This window comes from Methylovulum psychrotolerans, from assembly GCF_002209385.1.
Taxonomy (GTDB): Bacteria; Pseudomonadota; Gammaproteobacteria; order Methylococcales; family Methylomonadaceae; genus Methylovulum; species Methylovulum psychrotolerans.
In genome coordinates, this window is the sequence record NZ_CP022129.1 from 4,847,617 (window position 1) to 4,863,608 (window position 15,992).

Genomic DNA, 15,992 nt, shown 5'->3' on the forward strand with positions numbered 1-15,992 from the left:
AGATTTTAATTTTTTGTTTATCGCTTATTTTAATTCTGGTTAAATTATAAGATTATAAGCAAAAGTTATATTAATTATATAGTTACAAATTACATTCTTGATATATTGGAAATTGGCTAATTATTAAAAAACCAAATCAGATTATTTTATATACAGTGAGAGAAGATTATTTGCAATACCACTCAGCACACTATCAGGGAGATAGTTTGACTTAAACTCATAAACGTCAATATTGATAATAATAACTGATGTTACGCACCCCATCCCAAAAAGAGTATCATTGACGGATGGAAAAAGAAAAAATAGAACTCTACACAGACTACCTGATCTGCAATCAAGGCTTTGCAACGGCGACGGGCTTGTCGGCGAAAGCTGTCCGCATCGATCAGATCCCGGCTCCGCTCAACTGCCCGCTTTTTTTAACCATGTTAATAATCTAAAAAATTCGTTTATTATCGTCCATATAGCCACAAAAACCCTTAACTTAATGGCAGTGACCCCAACCCTCCCCATCAGGGGAGGGAGACGGGCTTCGCTGCAACTTGTTGTTTTAAATAATTTTACAATATCCGCTAGCTAAGCTATTTATCTGAATGTTAAAAACTTGAACATCGAGTTAAAAACCCTACTTCACCAACTCCAACTTAGCATAACTCAACATCAACCACTTAACCCCCTCGGCAAACTTAACCTGCACCCGCTCATGCTTGCCTTCGCCCTCACTTTGCAAAATCCGCCCAACCCCAAACTTTTCATGGCGCACGGTCTGCCCAGCCTGAAAATGGTTACTTTCAGTCAATAAAGCCGGTTTAGCAGCGACATTGACAGTCGTCACCGGGCGGGTGATTTGCGCCCGCAGGCGCACTTCTTGGATGGTATCGGCAGGGATTTCGCGCAAGAACCGGGACGGTTTCGGGTAGCTTTCGCGGCCATAGAGCTGTCGGGATTCGCTGTAGGTGATATAAAGCTGTTCCATGGCGCGGGTGATGCCGACATAACACAAGCGCCGCTCTTCTTCTAAGCGGGCAATATCATCAACAGATTGTTGCGACGGGAACAGGCCTTCTTCCAGCCCGACCAGAAACACCAGCTTAAATTCCAAGCCTTTGGCGGAATGCAGGGTCATCAATTGCACACAGTCGTCGAAATCCTCGGCCTGCATGTCGCCGGACTCTAAGGCCGCGTGGGCCAAAAACCGATCTAAGGGGCTAAAATTATCCTCATCGGCGGGCAGTACCGCCAAGTCAAAATGGCGGGCGGCGTTGACCAGCTCATCCAAGTTTTCGACTTTTTCCTCGCCTTTATTGGCGGTATCTTTGGCATAATAATCCCGCAGGCCGCTTTTTTCCAAAACCACTTTGACCTTTTCATGCAGCGGCAACGGTTCGGCCTGTTCGGCGAGTTTTTTAATCAGCATTAAAAACCCGCTCAGGGCGTTGGCGGCACGTGCCGCCTGTTGCCCGCTTTGCAGCAAGGCAATCGCCGCCGCCCACAGCGATTGGTTATCGCTACGCGCCAGGGCGCGGATGTCGTCTAAGGCTTTCGCGCCGATACCGCGCGTGGGGGTGTTGATAATCCGCTCGAACGAGGCATCGTCATGGCGGTTGGCGAGCAGGCGCAAGTACGCCAAGGCGGTTTTGATTTCGGCGCGGTCGAAAAAGCGCAGGCCGCCATAGACCCGGTAGGGGATGGCGGCCTGCATCAGGCGTTCTTCAAATTGCCGGGATTGGGCGTTAGAACGGTATAATATAGCGCAACCGTTGCGGGCGTTGCCCGCTTCCGCCCAGGCGCGGATGCGTTCGACGACAAAATACGCCTCGTCCTGTTCGTTAAAGGCGGTATATAACAGGATAGGCTCGCCGCGCCCGGCTTCCGTCCATAGCTCTTTGCCCATGCGCCCGTTGTTATTGGCGATAATCTTATTGGCGGCACTGAGGATATTGCCCGTAGAGCGATAATTTTGTTCCAGTTTAATGACTTCGTGGTCGGGGTAATGCTGCTGGAAGCCGTAAATGTTTTCAATTTTCGCACCGCGCCAGCCGTAAATGGATTGGTCGTCGTCGCCGACCACAAACAGATTATTGCTCTCTTGGGTCAACAGGCGCAGCCACGCGTATTGGATGGTGTTGGTGTCTTGAAACTCATCAACGTGGACTTGCTGGAAGCGTTGTTGATAATGTGCCAAAATAGCAGGGTTATCGCGCCATAATTCATGGACGCGCAACAACAGTTCGGCAAAATCGACCAAGCCGGAACGGTCGCACAGCTCTTCGTAAGCGCGGTAAATCCGCAGCATGGTGCGCTGGTACACGTCCCCGGTCTCTAAACCATGGCGGGCGCGGATGCCCTCGTCTTTTTGGGCATTGATATGCCATTGCACTTGTTTGGCGGGCCATTTGGCCTCATCATAATTTAATGCGGCCAGCACCCGTTTAATGACCCGCAATTGGTCGGCGCTGTCCATCACCTGAAAGGTGTCGGGCAGTTTGGCATCGGCGGCATGGCGGCGCAACAGGCGGTGGGCTATGCCGTGGAAGGTGCCTATCCACATGCTGTGCGCCGAGACATTGAGCAGGGTTTCGATACGGCTGCGCATTTCCCGCGCCGCCTTATTAGTAAACGTCACCGCCAAGATGCTTTGCGGCGACAGGCCTTCCACTTCAATCTGCCAGGCAATGCGGTGGACTAGCACACGGGTTTTGCCGCTACCCGCGCCCGCCAAAATTAGCATGGCCTTGGAAGGGGCAGTGACGGCTTGGCGTTGCGCGTCATTTAAGGGGTCGATGATTGTCGTTACGTCCATAATAAATTTATATCGCTTGCAGAATTTTGGGAGCTGTGTATATTTGATCCGGCTCTTATGAGCCATAACCTATTGCTGGCAATAGAAATAACAACTACATAGAGAGAGGATTTTCAGATGAGTTTTGATTTTAAACGTATGCTCAAGTTTGAACACAACGTCGGTGAAAAAGAGAAAAAATACCGTTTATACGCAGGCGCAGGCTTGCTCGTTGTGTCCGTATTCACCGCCCAAATTGCTTTATTGTTAGTTGGCTTAGTGTTGGTCGGCACAGGTTTTACCGGTTTTTGCCCTGCTTATGCGGGTATGGGTAAAAGCACTTGCGACGCTGCCGCCAGCGAAGCCAGCACCCCAGCCGCTGATGACAGCGCCGCCAGCTAAACCTTAGTTAAACAAGAACTACAAGGAGGTAGTTCTTTTGGGTTTTAGTCTTCTTTACGGAACTCGCCTTCCAAGGCATCGCGTTCGGGCGTTTGGCCTTGACCGTATCCCCCTACCGCTTGCAAGAGATGGTTTTCCAAAATATATTGGGCAATGCGTCGGCGCAAGGCCGGCACCAAACAGGCAAAACCCAGTATGTCGGTCAGAAAGCCCGGCGTTAACAGCAATGCGCCACCCAATAAGATAATCGGCCCCTCAATCATCTCATAAGCCGGCATTTCGCCTTTTGCCAAACTGGCCTGAAAGCGTTGGAAAGTCGCCAAGCCTTGCCGTTTTAATAGCCACGCGCCCAGCATGGCGGTGAACACGACCAGAAAAATGGTCGGAAACGCCCCGATCAGGCCGCCCACTTGCAATAACAGGTAAATTTCTATAAACGGTACGGTCAGCACCACCAGAAACAGTATTTGGATGATTTTCATTGCAGGCTCCTTGGGCAGTCGTTATCTTTAAATCTGAGGTTCAAATTAAAATAAATGGTTCAGATCGCGGGTAACAAATAAGTTATTATATTTAATTAATACAACAAGTTGCAACGAAAATCCGTCTCCCTCCCCCTGATGGGGTTCAAGCTCGAATGCCTGAAGATAAAACATAAAACCAATCATTTCGCTATGCGGGCCAAGCTGTTCGTCAAGGCCAACCAAATGGCTTATGAAGAGTTGCAAAAACTAAGGGCTGCGTAACATCAGTTATTTCTTATATGTATGCCTCTTGTTCTTATAGTGCGACATCAACACCTACGCTGGGACAATGCCCCATCTACGCCCCCAGCCCGGGTCCCAAAAACTTTGGTCCGGGTTCCAACTGCCCCGTAGGCAACCCCATCAACCCCGGTACCGGCGACAAGCTCCAAACCGAAACCGATTACCCCGGCAACGGTAAGCTGCATTTTGTCCGTTACTACCACAGCTCAGCCATCGCCGCCACCGGCAGTGTCGGCAGCCAATGGCAGCATAACTACGACAGTAAGATATATTCTGATGGCAGCACTGTCGCCCGGGTCATGTATGCCAACGGTAAGCAAATCGTTTATAAGCCTGGCAGCGGCGGTTGGTTTGCCGATGCCGACAACGATGGCAATATTGATACCGACATCACCGACAAGCTTGCTAAAGTATCCGGCGGTTGGCAACTGACCACTGCTGACGACACAGTGGAAAGCTACGACGCTAACGGCAAGCTGATTGGCATCAAAGACCGTTCCGGTTATACCCAAACCTTGTCTTATAATGGCTTAGGGCAATTACTGAGCGTCACGGATACCTATAACCGCTCCCTGACGTTTGCTTACGACACCCAAGGCCGCGTCTCCACCCTGACCGACCCAGCAGGTAGCCAGTATATTTACGCTTACGACAGCAATAATAACTTGGCCGGAGTCACTTACCCGGACGGTAAGCAACGCACCTATAGCTACAACGAAAGCGCATATACCGCCGGTGCCAACTTGCCCCACGCCCTCACTGGCATCACCGACGAAAACAGCAACCGCTTCGCTACATTCAATTATGACGCGACGGGCAGGGGCATCTCCACCGAACATGCGGGCGGAGTCGAAAAATACCAACTGGCTTACAACACCGACAGCACTGGGCAACAGATCCTGTCCTCAGCCATTACCGAGCCGTTAAGCTCAACGTATACGCGCAATTTCACCAGTATCCAAAATGTGGTTAAAAGCACTGGCCAAAACCAGCCCGCTGGCCCCGGCACCAACTGCCCCGCCGCCGCCAACGCCATCAGCTACGACACCAACGGCAATGTCACCCGCCGCACCGACTTCAACGGCAACACCACTTGCTACGCCTACGACACCTCGCCCAACACTATCGGAAAAGGCCGCAACCTCGAAACCGTGCGTATCGAAGGCATGGCCTCCGGCACAACCTGTCCGGCCAATTTAACCACCTACACGCCCGCCGCCAACGAGCGCAAGATCACCACCGAATGGCACAACCGTTGGCGGGTGCCCATCGCCAAAGCCGAACCGTTGCGCCTCACCACTTGGGCATGGGCGGACAGCACCGACAGCACCGCCCCGGTCTGCGGCGTGGCAAAAACGTCTTTACCACCATGGACACCAATGGCGGGCAAGACACCAGTGCCGCCCTAGGCACCGAACGCACTTGGCAATATACCTACAACAGCGATGGCAACCCGCTCTCGGTTGACGGGCCGCGTACCGATGCCAGCGATGTCACCACCTATACCTACTACCCCGCCACCGTCGACAGCAACACCCCGGCCAACGCGGTTAAGCGGCTGCATACCGTCACCAACGCCCAAGGCCACACCACCACCTACAGCAACTATGACGGCCACGGCCACGCCCTGACTATCGTCGACGCTAAAGGCCAAGAAACCGATTTGACCTACGACCTGCGCGGCCGCCTGCTCAGCTCTACTACCGCCGGACGCACCACCCAGTTCGTCTATTATCCGACCGGATTGCCCAACACCGTCACCACCCCCGCCAACGGCACCATCACCTACGGCTACGACCCCGCGCACCGCCTGACCAGCATCACTAATGCGGCGGGCGAAAAAATCACCTACACCTTGGACAATATCGGCAACCGCACTAAAGAAACCGTCACCTACGCCAACGGCAGCACCGCCACCGCCGTCAACCGCACCTTCGACAACCTCAGCCGCCTGTGGCAAACCCTCAACGCCGCCAACCTGCCCGTACACACCTATAACTACGACGCGCAAGGCAACGTGACCTTAGACATGGCCAGCCCCGGCGACGGCACCAGTCAAAACACCCAATACACCACCTACGACACCCTCAACCGCTTGTTGACGATGCTTGATGCGGCGAACGGTAACGTCAGCTACCAGTACGACAACCTCAGCCACCTGAGCCAAGTTACCGACCCGAAAGGCAACCCCAGCACCTACGACACCGACGGCCTCGACAACCTCACCGATGAGAGCAACCCCGACCGTGGCACCATCACCAATAGCGTCTACGATGCCGCCGGCAACCTGTTGACTAGCCAAGACGCACGCGGCAACACCGCCACCTACAGCTACGACAGCCTGAATCGCCTGCTCAGCGTCGCCTATGTTTCTGCTGGTAATGCGGCTGCGTCTAACATGGACACCAATCCTAACGTCACCCTCAATTACCGCTACGACGGCAACCCCAACCCCGTCAACAACGCCAAAGGTAAGCTCAGCCATATCGACGACCCCACTGGTGCGACCGATTGGGTTTACGACAGCGAAGGCCGGGTGCAAAGCAAAACCCAAACCCAAGGCAGCGTCGTAAAAACCCTCAGCTACGGCTACGACACCACCACCGGACGGCTGCTAAAGATGACTTACCCATCCGGTATGGTCGTCCAGTACAGCTACGACAGCACAGGCCGCCCCAGCAGTCTTGCCGTTAAAAAACCCACTGGGGCTAACTTCAATACGCTAATCGGCAACATCAGTTACCGCCCACTCGGCCCCATCAGCCGCTACCAACTGACTGGCGTGACTGGCACACCCACCATCACCCGCAGCTACGATAGCGACGGGCGCATGACTGGCTACAGCCTGATCAACGCCACCAAACAACTGGGTTATGACCGCTTGGGCAACATCAAGACCTGGGGCAACGGCGATGCCAACGACCAAACCTATACCTACGACGCACTCAACCGTCTGACCGACACTATCATCCCCAACACCAGCAAGGTACATTACGATTACGACACCAACGGCAACCGCACCCATGCCTACACTTACATACCGCCGACTATAGCTAATCCGATATAAAAAGATGTCCTGTAACCGCCCCAGTGAAGAGGTCGTCAACGGAACATCGTGCTTGGTTGCGGATGGATTTAAGCTGTGCCCATTTGTGTTCGATAGGGTTAAGGTCTGCCCAGCCCCCACTACAAACCGCCCGCGCAAATCCGGCGTACCGTTCGTGCCGTCACATAACGCCCAATGCGCCGGAATGGTATTCACCGCCCCCGACCACATCGCAATCATTCCCACTGGCAAACGGTTCCTGACAAACTGGGTACGGTTCAGCAAGGCCTGAATGACCGTATTAAACACCCCATCCGTCACCTTATCGGTGCTGACCACCTTATACACCGCATCAAAACTATCCACCGCCGTTAAATTAGCCACCTTACCCCCTATAAAAACTCAATCGACCAACGCCCCGACAATGAAATATCGCCCGTCTTCGCCAACGCCTGGGTGCGCACCTTCCGCGCGAACAGCGTGCCATTGCCCGCCAACAGGCCAAACTCAAAAATTGCCTTACCGTTTGCCTCACCCGCGTCCAAACTAAAGGCAAACTCCACCTTATTCGCCGCCGGATAAGCCACCCCATCCACCGCCTTAACAAAACCATTCGCCAACACCGTCTGCTGAAACGTCGGCGTCACCCCGCTAGTGCCGAAGCCGATCTGGCTGACCGCCCACTGCCCTGCTAAGCCGCTGCCCAACAACTGCGCCAACATCGCCTGATAACCCACCACAATTAAATTCGGCTCATCAACCCGCTCGCACAACTGCCCGTCCCGGAACACCTCCAACACAAACCGCCCCTGCGGACGCAATAAACTGTCTCTCATAACACCTCACCCGTCATCGTCGCCTGAAACTGAATAACCCCGTTAAACCCATAACGGCCATCAAAAAAATGCGTCTGGCTAATGGTCAGCGGCAAACGGTCGCGGGCTTTTTGCGCCACCGCCAGACTGTCGCCAATCGTCGGCGTGACCAGGCTCAACGAATCCAACTGCGTCCCCGCCGCCTTAGTGCTGCCGATAAACGCCGCCATCGCCGCCGCAAATTCCGTCGGCGACGTACCGCCCAACAAATCGAACGCCGACCGCACCCGAAACCAACTGGGGCGTTCGGCAATATCTTCAACACTCACCGCCTGCCGGAACAACGCCTCAATAGCCACTTCCATACTGACATTATTACACTTCGGCTTAATCAGCCCGGCGACGATACGGCGCACATAATCGTCATCCGCCTCGTCCAACAGCCGCGCCACGCCAAAATAACCGCCCCACACCTCCAGCCATTCGCCCGCCGCCGTAGCCAAATACGCCTGCGCCAGCATCGCCGCCATATCGTCACGCACCGCCTCCAACTGCGTCGCATAAGTATCCAACAGCACATACAACAGCGACTGGTACGCCCCGATCACAAACACAAACTGCCCGGAAGACGAATCCATAAACCGGCGCGGCGGCAACAAAATCCGCGCCGACTTATCGTCTAAACCGCCCTGCAAGACACTATCGGGATACAGCACCGCCAACTGACCATACACCTCGGCCACCGTCAGCTCATCCACCACCACACTCAGCACCACCGCATCCGCCTGACGGCACACCAAGGTGTTATCCTCCAACGTCAGCCGCAAACTGCTGTCCGGGGCGCGGATAACGATCACTTCCACCGCCGCAGGCGAGCGGCTAAACCCGTCATGCACCCAATCCAAAAAGCGATTAAGTAAACGCATACGCCCCCTTAATCGCTTTTTCATAAGGATTGACCGCCACATCCGCCGCAGGTGCAGTCAGCTTAATATTCGCCACCCCCGCCACCCCCATCGCTGCCGCGACCAACTCCGCCACCAACACCGCCTGACCGCTATCCAAGCCCGCCAAGTACGCCGTCAATGCCGCCTCGATCTCAACCGCCACCACCGCCGCATCCGCACCGGACACCAACGTCACCTCGCCCGCCAAATCCACCGCAACATTACTGGTCGCCGCCACCACCAACTTCACCCCCGCCGCCTTCCAACCCGGCACCGCCACGCCATCGGCATCGGTATAACCGCGCAACACTTGGTCACACGCCGCCAACAACGCCGCCGACGCACCATCAATCCCGTTATGGATATAACAATGCGCCTCGACCACATCACCGACCACCACTTCCGCCACCCGCGCATACTTCACCGCCTCCACCACTACCCCATCGCTATTCAGCAACGCCACCGTGGTCGCGCCATACGCCAAGGCCGTTTCGGTGCTGCGCCCCAAATTCTGCACATAAGCGATAAAACGCTGCTGGCGTTGCGTGTCGGTCTCCTCATCCGAGCCGACCGAAAAATCCGCCTTCGCCACCGCCGCCGTCAACCGCGGCACCGCCGCACTAAACCCCGTTCCCGCCAGCACCGCCGTGGTCACCCCCGCATTAATGCTACTGACCTGCACCTCCAGCGTCGTTTCCACTGTCGCCTGCGTCACCGCCACATCCACCAAGGTCGCATACACCACCGCCGACGAAGCCACCGAAGTAAACCGCGTCCCCGCCTGCAAAGTAAACGCCTCGCCCGCACTCAAGGTCAGCGTCACCACCCCCTGCGCCGCCGTCGCCGGCAAACGCGCAAAATCAAACGCCGCATACACCGCCACCGGAATCGCCTCCTTCAGCCCCCACCACATCTGCTGGTACAACTCATCCATCTCAATCGCCGCGCACTCCAACACCGTCCGCACCGCCGAACCGACCGTAAAATCCGTCAACTTATTCTGGGTCGCCTTCGCGTAATTCATCATCGACGCGGCAATACTGGCAAAATCTTTGATTTGGAACATAGTCAAAGCCAAGGTAGTGGGAATTGCCGGGGAGTGTAGCGTCACGACGGGGGAGAATAGGCGGGGAATGGGGAGCAAAACCGCCGACCCAATTTACGCGGTGGCACTTTAATTTTATTTACAATGTAGACTCTACATTATAGAATATATTCCGTTGCCAAAGCCCAGTAGGTAGCGAAACCGAAAGGCCGTTCCCTGAGCGAAGCCGAAGGGAACGGCTCCTAGAGCTTTCCTCCTAGCCCCACCTGTACGACAGGGAAGCCCTTCACTCCCTCCCCTGCGAAGGGGAGGGCTGGGGTGGGGTTTTGAAATGGTCTAATAAAGCCGGACACTTCCAAAGGCATATTATAATGTCAGCAGAGGTGAAAAATGAGCAAAACAGATAAAGTCAAAAAACCCAAATTTACCCTGGAATTTAAGCAAGATGCGGCCGCGGCTTCCGGGATGGTCAGGCCCTGTTCTTTCATCACTGAAAGCAGTTTTTTTCTGAATGCCGCTGGATAAGCCATTCGTTTTCCATTCAAGATGATCGTTTTTACAATAGCCTATTATCATATCAAATTATATTGGCTTGGCTATAGACAGCGGTTACAGGGTGTTTGGGACGCTGAGAACCGCCGCAGATGCGGTCCGTTGCCAAGCTAAGTGGGGGGGTTGTTCGTGCCTTTGCTTGCTGACGTGCGGGACGGGGCTGCCTTGCGCCAGGCGGTTGTGACGGTAGAAGCGGCTTTGGCAGGCAGGCCACTCAATGTTATTGTTAATAATGCGGGTATTGTCATGCCCGCGCCGCTGCAATTGCAACCGCTGGATGACATACAGACGATGCTGGAGGTGAATGTGTTGGCGCCGGTTCGGGTCATACAGGCTTTTTTGCCGCTATTGGGGGCGGATAGTGCGGGCATTAGGCCTAAAATCATCAATATCAGTTCGGTTTCTGGGCAACTGGCCATGCCATTCTTAGGCGGTTATACGGCAAGCAAACATGCGCTGGAAGGCTTGTCTTATAGTTTAAGGCGTGAATTGCTGCTGTTGGGCATTGATGTTGTCGTGGTTGCGCCGGGCAGCGTCAGAACGCCTATTTGGGCAAAAGCGGCAACCCCTAATTTCTTTCCGGGGAGCTGCTACGAGCAGCCGTTTAAAAAATTTATCGCCATCTCTTTGGCGGGCGAGAAAAAAGGCTTAAGCCCTCTCGTTATCGCTAAGCTGGTGCTAAACATCATGCAGGCCAAGCGCCCTAAGGTGCGCTACAATCCGGTTCCGCAAAAATTTGCCAATTTTTATTTGCCAAAGCTGTTGCCCGCGAGGCTATTGGATAGGCTGTTGTTTGTGTTGTTGGGGGAGGGCAAGTCTGGCTAGGGGAAAAGGTGGCGTTTTTACTTCTTAATGGGGCGGATATGTACAAGCTTTATGATTTTTTGCCGTCGGGCAATTGCTACAAAATACGGTTGTTGCTTAAGCAGTTGGGCATTGCCTACGAAAGGGTTGATGTCGATATTTTAAGCGGGCAATCGCGTACTGATGCGTTTTTGCAGCTTAACCCTAATGGCCGGGTGCCGGTGTTGGCGCATAACGGCAACTATTTGCCGGAATCGAACGCTATTTTGTGGTATCTGGCGATGAATACGGCGTTTTTGCCGACCGATGCCTTTGCCCAAGCGCAAGTCTTGCAGTGGCTGTTTTTTGAGCAGTATAGCCATGAGCCAAATATTGCCACAGCACGTTATTGGATCAGTATTCTCAAGGCGAAAGACCATTATGCGGAGCCGCTGAAGGGTAAGATGGAGGCGGGCTATGCGGCTTTGGATGTGATGGAGCGGCATTTGCAAGCTAAGTGCTTTTTTGTCGCCGACCAGTATAGCATTGCCGATATGGCCTTATACGCCTATACCCATGTTGCCGAGGAGGGCGAGTTTGACCTGTCCGCTTATCGGCATATAAAGGCGTGGTTCGGGCGGGTGCAAGCCCAAGCAAACCATATCGGTATCCAATGCGCCTAGGCACGTGTTTTGTGGCTTAGCTGCATATCGGTAAGCGGCGGTAAGGTATCTACGTTCCAGGGCGTATGCCTATACTTTAGGTTTGCCCACCCGTCACCCGCGCTTGTCCCGATAAATCTTTATGCGTCCGTACATCCTGATAACCAGATGCTTTAAAAATAGCCTGTACGGCAGCCTCTTGGTCATAACCGTGCTCTATTAGCAAATATCCTTCTTCGCTCAGCCAGTGTCTGGCGGTAGCCACTATGGTTTTAATGTCCTGCAAGCCATGGTCGGCGGCGATTAATGCCGAATCCGGTTCGAAGCGGACATCACCCTGGTGTAGGTGTGGGTCTTGCGGATCAATGTAAGGCGGGTTACTGACGATGAGCTGAAAGCGTTGCGGCGGCAGGTCGGCAAACCAATTGCTATGATAAAAGCCGATATTGTTGAGATGATGGCGGGCGGCGTTTTGTTGGGCGACGGCTAAAGCCTTAGGGCTAAAGTCAGTGGCAGTGACGTGGGCGTTGGGGCGTTCGGCGGCGAGGATAATGGCAATGATGCCGGAGCCTGTACCTAGGTCGAGAATAGGGCCTGGTGCATCGTGGGCGACCAAGGCCAAGCTGAGTTCTATCAGCAACTCGGTATCAGGGCGCGGGATCAGCACGTCCGGGGTGACGATAAAGTCGCGTGACCAAAATTCGCGCTGTCCGGTGAGGTAAGCGATAGGATGGCCTTGTTGACGGTGGCGGCAAAGTTGCCAAAATTGTTCTTGCTCGGTTTCTGTAAGGGTATTGTCGCACCAGGCGCGTAGATAAGAGCGGTTTTTTTGCAAGACGTGACATAGGATAACTTCGGCATCTAGGGCAGGGGAGCCGCTGCTGGCGTTTAGGTTTTGGGTGGCTTGCGCCAAGAGGGCTTTAATGGTGGGCATGGGTATTTGGTGTTGGGTAGGCGCGTTAAGGCCTACATGAATGGGGGTAGTGCCGTATTTCAGCATTGCATTTATAGCCGAAAGAGAAATGTCTGCCCATTATGCTCTGTGGAGATAGGGAATACTTGGAAAGGGAAAGTGCCTTTAATTCTTAGCAAGTGCGGCGCAGTTCGGCGATAGTAGCGGCGGGCAAGCCGGTTATTTCGGCAATCGCGGCATCATCCATTGAGCTTAACAGCTTGCGGGCCGCATTGAGCAGGGCTTCTTGTCTGCCTTTCTGCAAGCCTTCTTGCAAGCCTTCTTCTCTGCCTTTGACATAAAAATTTTGCCCGTATTTTGCTAATGTTTCTGTTAACACGTTTGCCACCTTTTCTTTCGAATCATAGATTGTATTCACCAATTCCTGATAGCCGTCACCGGATACTTGTAATGGTCAACAAAAACCGGACACTTTCTTAGGCAACCTTGCTGTAAAATTCCCGCTCAAATTCCAAAGGGGTTTTATAGCCCAATGTCGAATGCGAACGTCTGCCGTTATAAAAAGCGAAATACTCTTGATACTTTAGTAATAACTCTGATTTTTTTTGAAGACATTAAAAAGGGTTCAAAGCCTTGCTGTATATGGTTCTCAACCTATTTCTTGAAGTGATTTTTGGTATAATGGACAGGCAAAAAAAAAGCTCGTATAGTGGTGGGTATTCGACATCCATTCACTACTTGAGCTTTATGAGCCTATTATATCATTGTGATGATCTTCTGTACAATGCAGAAGATACATTCTTATCTGACCTTGCCCCCCATGAAATCACTTGGGATCAACATCGATCATCTGCTGAAGACATCGCTGTCCTGTATAACAAGGACATAGAGTTCGAGAAATTGGCTGACCGTATCAATGGTTGTAGTGGCTATCTAAAATTTGGCGTTAATCCTGAAGGTGGGGCATTGGTCTTAAAAGAGGTCTGGTTCTGCCGTGTCCGCCATTGCCCAGTCTGCCAATGGCGGAGGTCTTTGCGTATGCGTGCCTTGATGTATAAAAATATTGAATCGGTAATGAATAGCTATCCCTCACATCGTTGGATATTCCTTACCCTCACTGTGAAAAATCCCCATGTGACCGACTTGCGTTCAACTCTGAAGGAGATGAATGCAGGGTGGCAAAGGCTTAGACAAACTAAGCGATTTGAGTCTGTGGTTGATGGTTTTCTGAAAGCGACAGAGCTAACACGCCCAAGATACAAGGGACAAGAGATGCACGCACATCCGCATTTTCATGTGATGCTGTTAGTCAAATCGACTTACTTCAAGGGTACGAGTTACATCAAGCAATCGGAATGGACGGAAATGTGGATTAAGGCAATGCGGCTCGACTACTATCCGCAAGTGGACGTTCGGGCAGTCAAGCCAAATAAGAAGAAAACGGCAGAGCAAAACCAAGCCGCTTTGCATGATGCGATCCTTGAGACTTTTAAATATTCGGTCAAGCCTGCGGACATGTTGCTTTACGATGATCAAGGGGCATGGCTTCACGAAGTCACACGCCAAACCCACCGAATGAGGTTTTATAGTGATGGGGGTGTGTTGAAAGGAATCCTCAAAAATGAGGATGAAATCTCAAATGAAGAAATGATTTCGACAACTGAAGAAGTTGTTGAAACGGACGAGACTCGGTTCGGGTTTTCGTATCTGCCAAGTCAAAGGCGGTATGTCTATAACCCGAAATTTAATGTCTATCCTGAAACCGCCTAAAGGCGGTTTTGCTTTTTGGGGTCAAGGGGTTCGCCCCTTGCTCACTTACTTTTAAATGGGGTTTACCCCGTTTAAAAGTGGAGTGAGTCCACTTTGGCTGTCGCAAAGTTTCCCCCGATCTGATACCGTGTGTTTTTTGGGCATTGGGTGGCTCGTATGGCTTATGCTATTTTGCGCGTTCAAAAGCTGAAGACAATGGGAGATATTGGCGGTTCTTTATCCCATAATTATCGTAATCGGTTGACTCTTAATGCTGATTCTGATCGTACACATTTGAATAATCATGACCTAGATACAAACGAAAAATGCATGACTGCTATTCGTGATCGTATCCCTGAAAAAAGACGTAAAGATGCAGTTTTGTGTATTGAGCATTTAATTACGGCCAGTCCTGAGTGGGATGGGTGGGGAGATCCTAAGCGTGAAAAAATATTTTTTGAGAGGTCTAGGAAATGGCTAGAAAATAAATATGGCAAAAATAATTTGATTAGCACATCGATTCATCGTGATGAAACTACACCTCATTTAGTTGCCTATGTTGTGCCGATAGACGAAATCACTGGCAATTTAAATGCCAAAAAATTTATTGGCGGTACTCGGAATGTTCTTTCAGAGATGCAGACGAATTTTGCTAAAACTGTTAGTGATTTGGGACTTGATCGGGGGCGTGAAAAATCGCTTGCAAAGCACAATTCAATAAAAAATTACTATGCAACCGTGAATACAAATATTGATGAAGCGACCAGGAAAAAAAATGAGGTTGATGTAGATATTGAATTGAACATTCCTCAAAAATCGTTTTTTGAGTCTTTTGAATCCTACGAACCCAAGTTACATGCCGCTATTAACGCATCATTTGACGAATACAAGCGAAAACAAAAAAAGTTGATAGACGATATGTATTCGCAGTATTTGCGCTTACAGAGCGAAAATAACGCACTGAGAGACAAATACAACAAGCTGATTGCTAAAACGATGTCATTTTCAGAGTTTTTGAATGTAGCCGATGCAAACGAAATTAATAAAACTAAAGATTTTCTTAGAGAAAGAACAATTGAATTAACCAAAGATCGTGAAATCGCTGCTCAGTTTAAGATTGAAATGACGAAAATTCGGGAAAAAGCGTTATCTGAAAACACACCACCATCCTTGCACCCTGATTTAAAAGAGGTTACACGGCTGCAAGAGCTTCAAGATAAGGCTTTTTTGGAAGATGATGGAACTAGTTTTAAAAAAGCAGTAGCTAGAAAATACGAAATTTTAGGCTCAGTTGGTCGTGATTTACGGTTCAGTGATGATGTGAAACGTGTGATGGAGTATGACAAAGCAACTACGCAATCAAATTTTATAGATAAAAATCTCATTGTTGCTGCTGAAAATAACCGTTACACAGGCAAACGGTCTGCTATTTCACAAAATTTTGAACCAGAGCATAAAAAACAAAACACAAATGATTTTGAGAGGTAACAGAGAGGGCGGAGTGCCCTCGAACTGATGTAATTTGCCTC

At 51.5% G+C, this 15,992-nt stretch carries 15 protein-coding genes and 1 pseudogene; 9 read left to right on the plus strand and 7 right to left on the minus strand.

What is annotated here, in order from left to right; translation table 11 throughout:
* The first annotated feature begins 287 nt into the window (after positions 1 to 287).
* Positions 288 to 440, plus strand: a complete 153-nt coding sequence (locus CEK71_RS22980) for a hypothetical protein (RefSeq protein ID WP_157679571.1) — start codon at positions 288 to 290, stop codon at positions 438 to 440.
* A 185-nt stretch (positions 441 to 625) separates the two neighbouring features.
* Here the strand turns inward: CEK71_RS22980 and uvrD are convergent, their stop codons facing one another.
* A complete protein-coding gene (gene uvrD / locus CEK71_RS21915; RefSeq protein ID WP_088621361.1) occupies positions 626 to 2,803 on the minus strand; it encodes a DNA helicase II in 2,178 nt (725 codons plus the stop codon).
* A 117-nt stretch (positions 2,804 to 2,920) separates the two neighbouring features.
* Between uvrD and CEK71_RS21920 the strand changes: the two genes are divergently transcribed.
* Positions 2,921 to 3,184, plus strand: coding sequence for a YgaP family membrane protein (locus tag CEK71_RS21920; RefSeq protein ID WP_088621362.1), 264 nt, complete (start codon positions 2,921 to 2,923; stop codon positions 3,182 to 3,184).
* A 44-nt stretch (positions 3,185 to 3,228) separates the two neighbouring features.
* Here the strand turns inward: CEK71_RS21920 and CEK71_RS21925 are convergent, their stop codons facing one another.
* Positions 3,229 to 3,666 carry an FxsA family protein gene (locus CEK71_RS21925; RefSeq protein ID WP_088621363.1) on the minus strand — a complete coding sequence of 146 codons (438 nt, stop codon included), beginning with the start codon at positions 3,664 to 3,666 and terminating at the stop codon, positions 3,229 to 3,231.
* A 144-nt stretch (positions 3,667 to 3,810) separates the two neighbouring features.
* Between CEK71_RS21925 and CEK71_RS24375 the strand changes: the two are divergent.
* The 3 genes and pseudogenes from CEK71_RS24375 to CEK71_RS22985 all read left to right on the plus strand — a co-directional run.
* Positions 3,811 to 3,930, plus strand: a pseudogene (locus tag CEK71_RS24375) (IS701 family transposase); the annotation flags it as partial.
* A 17-nt stretch (positions 3,931 to 3,947) separates the two neighbouring features.
* Positions 3,948 to 5,360: a DUF6531 domain-containing protein gene (locus tag CEK71_RS21930; RefSeq protein ID WP_088621364.1), complete on the plus strand. Its 1,413-nt coding sequence runs from the start codon at positions 3,948 to 3,950 to the stop codon at positions 5,358 to 5,360.
* 1,662 nt (positions 5,361 to 7,022) lie between these two features.
* A complete protein-coding gene (locus tag CEK71_RS22985) occupies positions 7,023 to 7,289 on the plus strand; it encodes a hypothetical protein (protein ID WP_157679573.1) in 267 nt (88 codons plus the stop codon).
* Positions 7,290 to 7,389: 100 nt separating this feature from the next.
* Here the strand turns inward: CEK71_RS22985 and CEK71_RS21940 are convergent, their stop codons facing one another.
* From CEK71_RS21940 to CEK71_RS21950, 3 genes are read right to left on the minus strand one after another with little or no spacing between them, the layout of a single operon-like run.
* Positions 7,390 to 7,833 carry a hypothetical protein gene (locus CEK71_RS21940; protein WP_088621366.1) on the minus strand — a complete coding sequence of 148 codons (444 nt, stop codon included), beginning with the start codon at positions 7,831 to 7,833 and terminating at the stop codon, positions 7,390 to 7,392.
* A complete protein-coding gene (locus CEK71_RS21945; protein WP_088621367.1) occupies positions 7,830 to 8,738 on the minus strand; it encodes a hypothetical protein in 909 nt (302 codons plus the stop codon). Before CEK71_RS21945 ends, CEK71_RS21940 begins: the two co-directional genes overlap by 4 nt.
* Positions 8,725 to 9,825: a baseplate J/gp47 family protein gene (locus CEK71_RS21950; RefSeq protein ID WP_088621368.1), complete on the minus strand. Its 1,101-nt coding sequence runs from the start codon at positions 9,823 to 9,825 to the stop codon at positions 8,725 to 8,727. Before CEK71_RS21950 ends, CEK71_RS21945 begins: the two co-directional genes overlap by 14 nt.
* Positions 9,826 to 10,485: 660 nt before the next feature.
* On the opposite strand from CEK71_RS21950, the gene CEK71_RS21955 reads away from it, so the two are divergent.
* Positions 10,486 to 11,181: an SDR family NAD(P)-dependent oxidoreductase gene (locus tag CEK71_RS21955; protein WP_157679575.1), complete on the plus strand. Its 696-nt coding sequence runs from the start codon at positions 10,486 to 10,488 to the stop codon at positions 11,179 to 11,181.
* 8 nt (positions 11,182 to 11,189) lie between these two features.
* Positions 11,190 to 11,822: a glutathione S-transferase family protein gene (locus CEK71_RS21960; RefSeq protein ID WP_232463716.1), complete on the plus strand. Its 633-nt coding sequence runs from the start codon at positions 11,190 to 11,192 to the stop codon at positions 11,820 to 11,822.
* Between the two features lie 76 nt (positions 11,823 to 11,898).
* Here CEK71_RS21960 and prmC read toward each other — a convergent pair whose 3' ends face one another.
* Positions 11,899 to 12,735 carry a peptide chain release factor N(5)-glutamine methyltransferase gene (prmC, locus tag CEK71_RS21965; RefSeq protein WP_088621736.1) on the minus strand — a complete coding sequence of 279 codons (837 nt, stop codon included), beginning with the start codon at positions 12,733 to 12,735 and terminating at the stop codon, positions 11,899 to 11,901.
* A gap of 151 nt (positions 12,736 to 12,886) precedes the next feature.
* Positions 12,887 to 13,093 (minus strand): RpnC/YadD family protein, encoded by a 207-nt coding sequence (locus CEK71_RS21970; protein WP_157679576.1) that lies wholly within the window; start codon positions 13,091 to 13,093, stop codon positions 12,887 to 12,889.
* A 368-nt stretch (positions 13,094 to 13,461) separates the two neighbouring features.
* Between CEK71_RS21970 and CEK71_RS21975 the strand changes: the two genes are divergently transcribed.
* Together CEK71_RS21975 and mobV are read left to right on the plus strand one after the other, a co-directional pair.
* Positions 13,462 to 14,484, plus strand: a complete 1,023-nt coding sequence (locus tag CEK71_RS21975) for a protein rep (protein WP_157679578.1) — start codon at positions 13,462 to 13,464, stop codon at positions 14,482 to 14,484.
* A 156-nt stretch (positions 14,485 to 14,640) separates the two neighbouring features.
* Positions 14,641 to 15,951, plus strand: coding sequence for a MobV family relaxase (gene mobV / locus CEK71_RS21980; protein WP_088621373.1), 1,311 nt, complete (start codon positions 14,641 to 14,643; stop codon positions 15,949 to 15,951).
* Positions 15,952 to 15,992 lie beyond the last annotated feature (41 nt).

Bases quoted from the DNA above. Each gene is read 5' to 3' on its own strand.
- CEK71_RS21930 (WP_088621364.1), top strand. From the start codon at position 3,948: ATGTATGCCTCTTGTTCTTATAGTGCGACATCAACACCTACGCTGGGA.
- CEK71_RS21950 (WP_088621368.1), bottom strand. From the start codon at position 9,825: ATGTTCCAAATCAAAGATTTTGCCAGTATTGCCGCGTCGATGATGAAT.
- mobV (WP_088621373.1), top strand. From the start codon at position 14,641: ATGGCTTATGCTATTTTGCGCGTTCAAAAGCTGAAGACAATGGGAGAT.
- CEK71_RS21945 (WP_088621367.1), bottom strand. From the start codon at position 8,738: ATGCGTTTACTTAATCGCTTTTTGGATTGGGTGCATGACGGGTTTAGC.
- uvrD (WP_088621361.1), bottom strand. From the start codon at position 2,803: ATGGACGTAACGACAATCATCGACCCCTTAAATGACGCGCAACGCCAA.
- CEK71_RS21920 (WP_088621362.1), top strand. From the start codon at position 2,921: ATGAGTTTTGATTTTAAACGTATGCTCAAGTTTGAACACAACGTCGGT.
- CEK71_RS21975 (WP_157679578.1), top strand. From the start codon at position 13,462: ATGAGCCTATTATATCATTGTGATGATCTTCTGTACAATGCAGAAGAT.
- CEK71_RS22980 (WP_157679571.1), top strand. From the start codon at position 288: ATGGAAAAAGAAAAAATAGAACTCTACACAGACTACCTGATCTGCAAT.
- prmC (WP_088621736.1), bottom strand. From the start codon at position 12,735: ATGCCCACCATTAAAGCCCTCTTGGCGCAAGCCACCCAAAACCTAAAC.
- CEK71_RS21940 (WP_088621366.1), bottom strand. From the start codon at position 7,833: ATGAGAGACAGTTTATTGCGTCCGCAGGGGCGGTTTGTGTTGGAGGTG.
- CEK71_RS21925 (WP_088621363.1), bottom strand. From the start codon at position 3,666: ATGAAAATCATCCAAATACTGTTTCTGGTGGTGCTGACCGTACCGTTT.
- CEK71_RS22985 (WP_157679573.1), top strand. From the start codon at position 7,023: ATGTCCTGTAACCGCCCCAGTGAAGAGGTCGTCAACGGAACATCGTGC.